The sequence below is a fragment of the Mesorhizobium sp. M5C.F.Ca.IN.020.32.2.1 genome (genome assembly GCF_004023105.1).
GTDB lineage: Bacteria > Pseudomonadota > Alphaproteobacteria > Rhizobiales > Rhizobiaceae > Mesorhizobium > Mesorhizobium wenxiniae.
This window is the reverse complement of sequence record NZ_RZSX01000491.1, coordinates 1-4840: the sequence shown is the minus strand read 5'-3', so window position 1 is coordinate 4840 and position 4840 is coordinate 1. Positions and strand designations below refer to the sequence as shown.

The following is a 4840-nucleotide window of genomic DNA, read 5'->3' as shown; positions in this document are numbered from 1 at the left end:
TCGAGGAACAGCGCCCAGTCGCGCTCGTCGGCAAGCAGGTTTTGCCCGAACCTCGTGCCGAGCGACGACAGTTCCTCATTGATCGCCGCAAGCCGCTTCTTGCCGTCCGCGTCGAGCCTGGCGCCGGAGCGGACAAAACCTTTCCAGGTCTTTTCCAGCACCCGCAGCGTCTCGGCATCGAGCTTTAGGGTTTCCCGGCGCTGATAGAGATCGTCGATGCGGGCAAACAGCCTTTCGTTCATCGAGATCGCCGAGAAATGCCGCGACATCTTTGGCGAGATGTCGCGCTCCAGCGCCTGGATCGCCTCGTTGGTGTGGGCGCCGGCCCGGCACCAGAAGATCGACGAGACATGGTCGAGCGCCTCGCCGCCAAGCTCCAGTGCTGCAAGCGTATTCTCGACGGTCGGCGCCTCGGCATTGCCTGATATTGCCTCGATCTCGGCCTCATGCGCCTTCAATGCCGCATCGAAAACCCCGGAAAAATCGCCGTCGCCGATGCGGGTGAAATCGGGCAGGCCGAGCGGCCCTTGCCAGATGGTCAGCGGATGGGCGGCGAGGTCGACGGCGGACGGCATGGGCAATCTTTCGCTGAGTGAGGGGCTTTCGCTGAGTGGCTGTAGAGGCAGGGCGAGATCATCACCGATGTAAGGCGCTGGCTTGCCGTACGCAATATCGGTAACCGCTCAATAGGCGTCGCAGTTTTCCGCGATCGCCGCCTGCGAACTGGCGGTGATGCGGTTGTCGGTGATCGCGAAGGTTTCCTGCATCAGCGCGTCGTTGTTGGGGAAATCATAGCAGGCGATCACCGTGGTGACGCCACCCTCGGTCTTCTCGATCCGATGCCGGATTTCAGCCCCGGCGACAGCGCCTTGCCAGTCGTCGATCGAGGCGATGAATTCCTGCTTGGTCTGGACGACGCCGAGATCGTCGAGGTTTATCCGGACGTCGTCAGCAAGCAGGTCCGACAATTCGGTGCGATCGGCGACCAGCAGCGCCGCATACCAGCGGCCGATGAGCGCGCCGTCGTCGGCGCGAGCGGACATGACGGAAAACAGTAGCGCCGTTGTGGCGAAGGCGATCGAACGGCATACCATGCAACCCTCCTATGTGATCTCCGGCCGCTCGAAGTCACCGGTATCCTTGTTCATCACCCAGAGCTCGCCGGTCGAGATGTCGAACCAGGCGCCATGCAGCGACAGCCGTCCCTTGCCTTCCAGGATCGAGACGCAGGGGAAGGTCCTGAGATTAGCGATCGAATAGCGGATCGAAATGCGTTCCAGCGCGGTCTGGCGCTCCGCCGCCGTCATGAAGGTGCTGGAGGACACGGTCTCGGCCGCCGGCGCAATCAGGCTCATCCACTTGCCGATGAAGTCGCCGGGCGACAGGGGCGCGGCCGTACTGTCGAGTGCCGCGCGGATGCCGCCGCAGCGGCCATGGCCCATCACCACGATGTTCTTCACCTTGAGGCTCTGCACGGCGAATTCGAGCGCCGCCGAGGTCGAGTGGAACTGGTCGTCGGGCGCATAGGGCGGCACCAGATTGCCGACGTTGCGCAGCACGAAGAGTTCGCCGGGGCCAGCGTCGAAGATCGCCTCGGGAGCCGCGCGGGAGTCGCAGCAAGCAACGATCATCGTTTCGGGGGACTGGCCCTCGCGAGCGAGCGAGCGATAGCGTCCGCTTTCGGCGAGGTAGCGGCCGCTCATGAAATTACGGTAGCCGGTGAGCAGATGGTCAGGGAGATGAGGCATAGGCGGCGTCTGGAGCCTTTCCGGGTTAGGCGGCAGCTCTTTCAAGTCAGGAAGGCTCTAGCGGCAAAAGCCGGTCATGGGCAATGCCGAATCGCAGAGGACTGGCTGCAACAGGCATGCAGTAAACAAGCCTCGGCCTGGTGAGGTCATGTCCTTGCAAGCCGGTTGTCATGCCCAGATCGCCACAGGGATGCCAAAACGGTCGGCGAGCGGCGGATCCGGAAACGGCTTTGCCTCGCCGCTGGCGATACGGCCGGCAATCAGCATCATCGCTGCGGCGTCGACAAAGTCGTCGGCAGCAGCGCCTCGCGGCGGCGCCTGGTCGAGAAAGCCCCTGATATAACCGTGCTGGCAAAGCAGCGCCTTGCGTTCCGCCATACCGGCCGGGTTGGTGACCCCCCTGATCTTCTTCGGCAAGCACATTGCCTGATCGCTGTTCAGTCGGCAGAAGGCGACCTCCGGATGCGATTCGAACACGCGGCTGCGCAGTTCGGGACGCGCGATCAGCACGGCATCGATCTCGCGGATCTTGGCAAAAATGCCGAAGGCCTGGATCGAGACGCCGCGCGGCGGATCGGAGGTTGCCTTCGCCACTTCGCTTGCCTGGCGATGCGCGGCATACCAGGCCTCGATCGTGGTGAAGCCATCCGTATAGGCGTAAAGCGCCGCACGCGAGGGGATGGCGAAGACGCTGGATTGCCTGTTACCAAGCAGCGGCCGCACCAGCGCTTCGGGCCCACGGCCGCCCTTTTGCGACAGATCGGGCAGGCCGATCGGCATGTCGACGGCGACTGTCGCATCGGCCGGCAATGCGTCGAGCAGTGCTGCGAAGCTTGGAAAAACGGCTGCCGAGGGCATTGCGCCCGGATCGCGGCGAACGGCAATCCAGCCGGCCTTGCAGCCGTCGACGCCGACAACAGTCACGCTCTTTTGTCCCGCCCCGGATGCAGGAGATGGCGAAGCTGCACCATCGCCATCGGGTGCGACAGGCTCTGCGCGTCGGTTTCGAGCTGCAATTCGTCGCCGCCGCGCTTGGCGGTGCGCGCCAGGATCTCGTAGACCGCCGCCGTGGTCGATTGCAGTGCCTTGACCGCTGGCTGGCCGGACAGGATGCGCGCCAGATAGACGGCCGCCGTCAGGTCGCCGAGCCCATTGGGCGGCTTTTCGATGAGGCGATGTTCGGCGAGCAGCGCCTGAACGCCGTTGAGCAGCAGATTGCCGGTGCCGCCGGCCATCATCGCCGGCGCCGAAGTGACCAGCATGGTCGACGGCCCGGCATCAAGGGCGGCCGCCATCACCGCCTTGAGATCGGGCAGCGGCGCTCCCGCCATCCATTCCAGCTCGTAGCGGTTTGGCGTGGCGATGTCGGCGATCGGCATCAGCCGGTCGCGCATGGCAATGGCGGTGGTCTCCGGCACATAGAGCCCGCCCGAATCGCCCATCACCGGGTCGCAGATATAGACGGCGTCCGGCGTCTTCGCCTTGACCGCGCCGACCAGCGAGGCGACGGCGTCGGCCTGGCCGCCTTCGCCGAGGTAGCCGGACAGCACCGCGCCGACCTCGCCCAGCCACGGCGCGCGCTCGAGATCGGCCATCAGGGCCTTGAATTGATCGAGCGGCGGCACAATGCGCGTCGCCCGTCCATGGCCCGGATGCCAGGGCAGGATGACGGTCGGCACCGCCCACACTGGAAAGCCCAGCGTCTCCAGCGCAAAGACCGCGGCCCGGTTGCCGACCGAACCGCGCGCAACATGGCTGGAAATGACGATGACCGCGCGCGGCGCGTCGTGTTCTTCGGTGCTCACGAGGTTCCTAACTTTGGCTGATGAAAAGCACGAGCCAGATCAACAAGCCAATGGCGACAACGAGCCCTAGCACCCGGCCAATGCGCGTGCCCCAATATTCGATCGGGTCCGACTGGTCGGCGTCTGCTGCAGTGACGTGATCGCGCGCGCCCTTCGCGGTCCGCGCCATGAACGAGGTGCCGCCCGGGTCGGTTTCACGTGCCACGCGCTCGATGATGCGGCGCGATTCGTCGTCACTGTCCTGGCGTTCCGCCATGGCGATGCCCTGATTTCGCGGCGACTTTAACCTGTTCGCCCGGGCAATTACAGGGCCTGGCAGTGAATGATAAAGAACCAGCAAGGCTCCCAGGCGGAGGTCATGTTCTTGCACGCGGATTGTGGTACTGCTTCGGCTGCCAGTCATATTGAGGGATCTTTCCATGCTTGCTCAGCGTCTTTCCTCCCCTTTCTCCTTCCGCAATCTGCCTGCCTTGCTGATGATGACGATCGTGCTGCCGCTGCTTGCCGGCTGTGGCTACAACACCATCCCGACAGCGGAGGAAAGCGCCAAGGCCGCATGGAGCCAGGTGCTGAACCAGTACCAACGCCGCGCCGATCTCATCCCGAACCTGGTCGAGACGGTCAAGGGCTATGCCGCGCACGAGAAGGATACGCTCGATGCCGTGGTCGAGGCGCGCGCCAAGGCGACGCAAGTGACGGTGACGCCCGAAACGCTGAGCGATCCGGAAGCCGTCAAGAGATTCCAGGACAGTCAAGCCGGGTTGACCAGCGCGCTGTCGCGGTTGCTGGCAGTGGTGGAGAATTATCCCGACCTCAAGGCCAACCAGAATTTTCTGGCGCTACAGGCGCAGCTCGAAGGCACCGAGAACCGCATCGCGGTCGCCCGCCGCGACTATATCGAGGCGGTGCGGGAGTACAATCTGACGCTGCGGACGTTCCCTTCGGTGATTTGGGCCACCCTGTGGTTCCGCGGCAATCAGCCGTTCGCGAACTTCACCATCGAGGAAGACAAGATGCAGACGCCGAAGATCGATTTCGGCACGAACACGACGCAGGGTGGGTGATCAGCGAAGCCTAAGTCCTCGTAGTGCTAATCTTTGCGACGAGACGGACCGCAGGACAGAGGGGGGCGCGAAGGAATGCAAACCCTTCATTGCTGCGCTTCCTTCTCGGCCTTTTTTTCCTGACGCTCTTCCTCCCCCTCACCGCTCTCGCCGCCGAATTGCCTGTTCTGACCGGGCGGGTTGTCGATAATGCCGATATCATCGATGCCGCGACCGAGGCGGC

6 protein-coding genes and 1 pseudogene are annotated in these 4840 nt (G+C 63.9%); 1 reads left to right on the top strand and 6 read right to left on the bottom strand.

Annotation, left to right across the window (positions count from 1 at the left end; genetic code table 11):
• From EOA86_RS22530 to EOA86_RS22505, 6 genes and pseudogenes are all read right to left on the bottom strand, one after another.
• A pseudogene (locus EOA86_RS22530) lies at positions 1-581 on the bottom strand (peptidase M3); the annotation flags it as partial.
• 102 nt (positions 582-683) lie between these two features.
• On the bottom strand, positions 684-1094 hold the full coding sequence (locus tag EOA86_RS22525) for a nuclear transport factor 2 family protein (protein WP_128343652.1): 411 nt from the start codon (positions 1092-1094) through the stop codon (positions 684-686).
• 9 nt (positions 1095-1103) lie between these two features.
• Entirely contained in the window at positions 1104-1748 is a 645-nt protein-coding gene (locus tag EOA86_RS22520) for a carbonic anhydrase (RefSeq protein ID WP_127209427.1), read from the bottom strand.
• 168 nt (positions 1749-1916) lie between these two features.
• Entirely contained in the window at positions 1917-2672 is a 756-nt protein-coding gene (locus EOA86_RS22515; protein WP_128343651.1) for a DUF429 domain-containing protein, read from the bottom strand.
• Positions 2669-3553 (bottom strand): pyridoxal kinase PdxY, encoded by an 885-nt coding sequence (pdxY, locus tag EOA86_RS22510; RefSeq protein ID WP_128343649.1) that lies wholly within the window; start codon positions 3551-3553, stop codon positions 2669-2671. Before pdxY ends, EOA86_RS22515 begins: the two co-directional genes overlap by 4 nt.
• A 7-nt stretch (positions 3554-3560) precedes the next feature.
• The gene (locus EOA86_RS22505; protein WP_127209424.1) at positions 3561-3809 is read right to left on the bottom strand and encodes a hypothetical protein; all 249 of its coding nucleotides are present in this window, start codon (positions 3807-3809) and stop codon (positions 3561-3563) included.
• A 163-nt stretch (positions 3810-3972) separates the two neighbouring features.
• Here EOA86_RS22505 and EOA86_RS22500 point away from each other — a divergent pair, with 163 nt between their 5' ends.
• Positions 3973-4617: a LemA family protein gene (locus tag EOA86_RS22500; RefSeq protein ID WP_128343647.1), complete on the top strand. Its 645-nt coding sequence runs from the start codon at positions 3973-3975 to the stop codon at positions 4615-4617.
• Positions 4618-4840: the final 223 nt, after the last annotated feature.

What these genes read in the sequence shown, in the direction of transcription:
- EOA86_RS22525 (WP_128343652.1), bottom strand. Translation starts at nt 1,094, where the DNA reads ATGGTATGCCGTTCGATCGCCTTCGCCACAACGGCGCTACTGTTTTCC.
- EOA86_RS22500 (WP_128343647.1), top strand. Translation starts at nt 3,973, where the DNA reads ATGCTTGCTCAGCGTCTTTCCTCCCCTTTCTCCTTCCGCAATCTGCCT.
- EOA86_RS22520 (WP_127209427.1), bottom strand. Translation starts at nt 1,748, where the DNA reads ATGCCTCATCTCCCTGACCATCTGCTCACCGGCTACCGTAATTTCATG.
- EOA86_RS22505 (WP_127209424.1), bottom strand. Translation starts at nt 3,809, where the DNA reads ATGGCGGAACGCCAGGACAGTGACGACGAATCGCGCCGCATCATCGAG.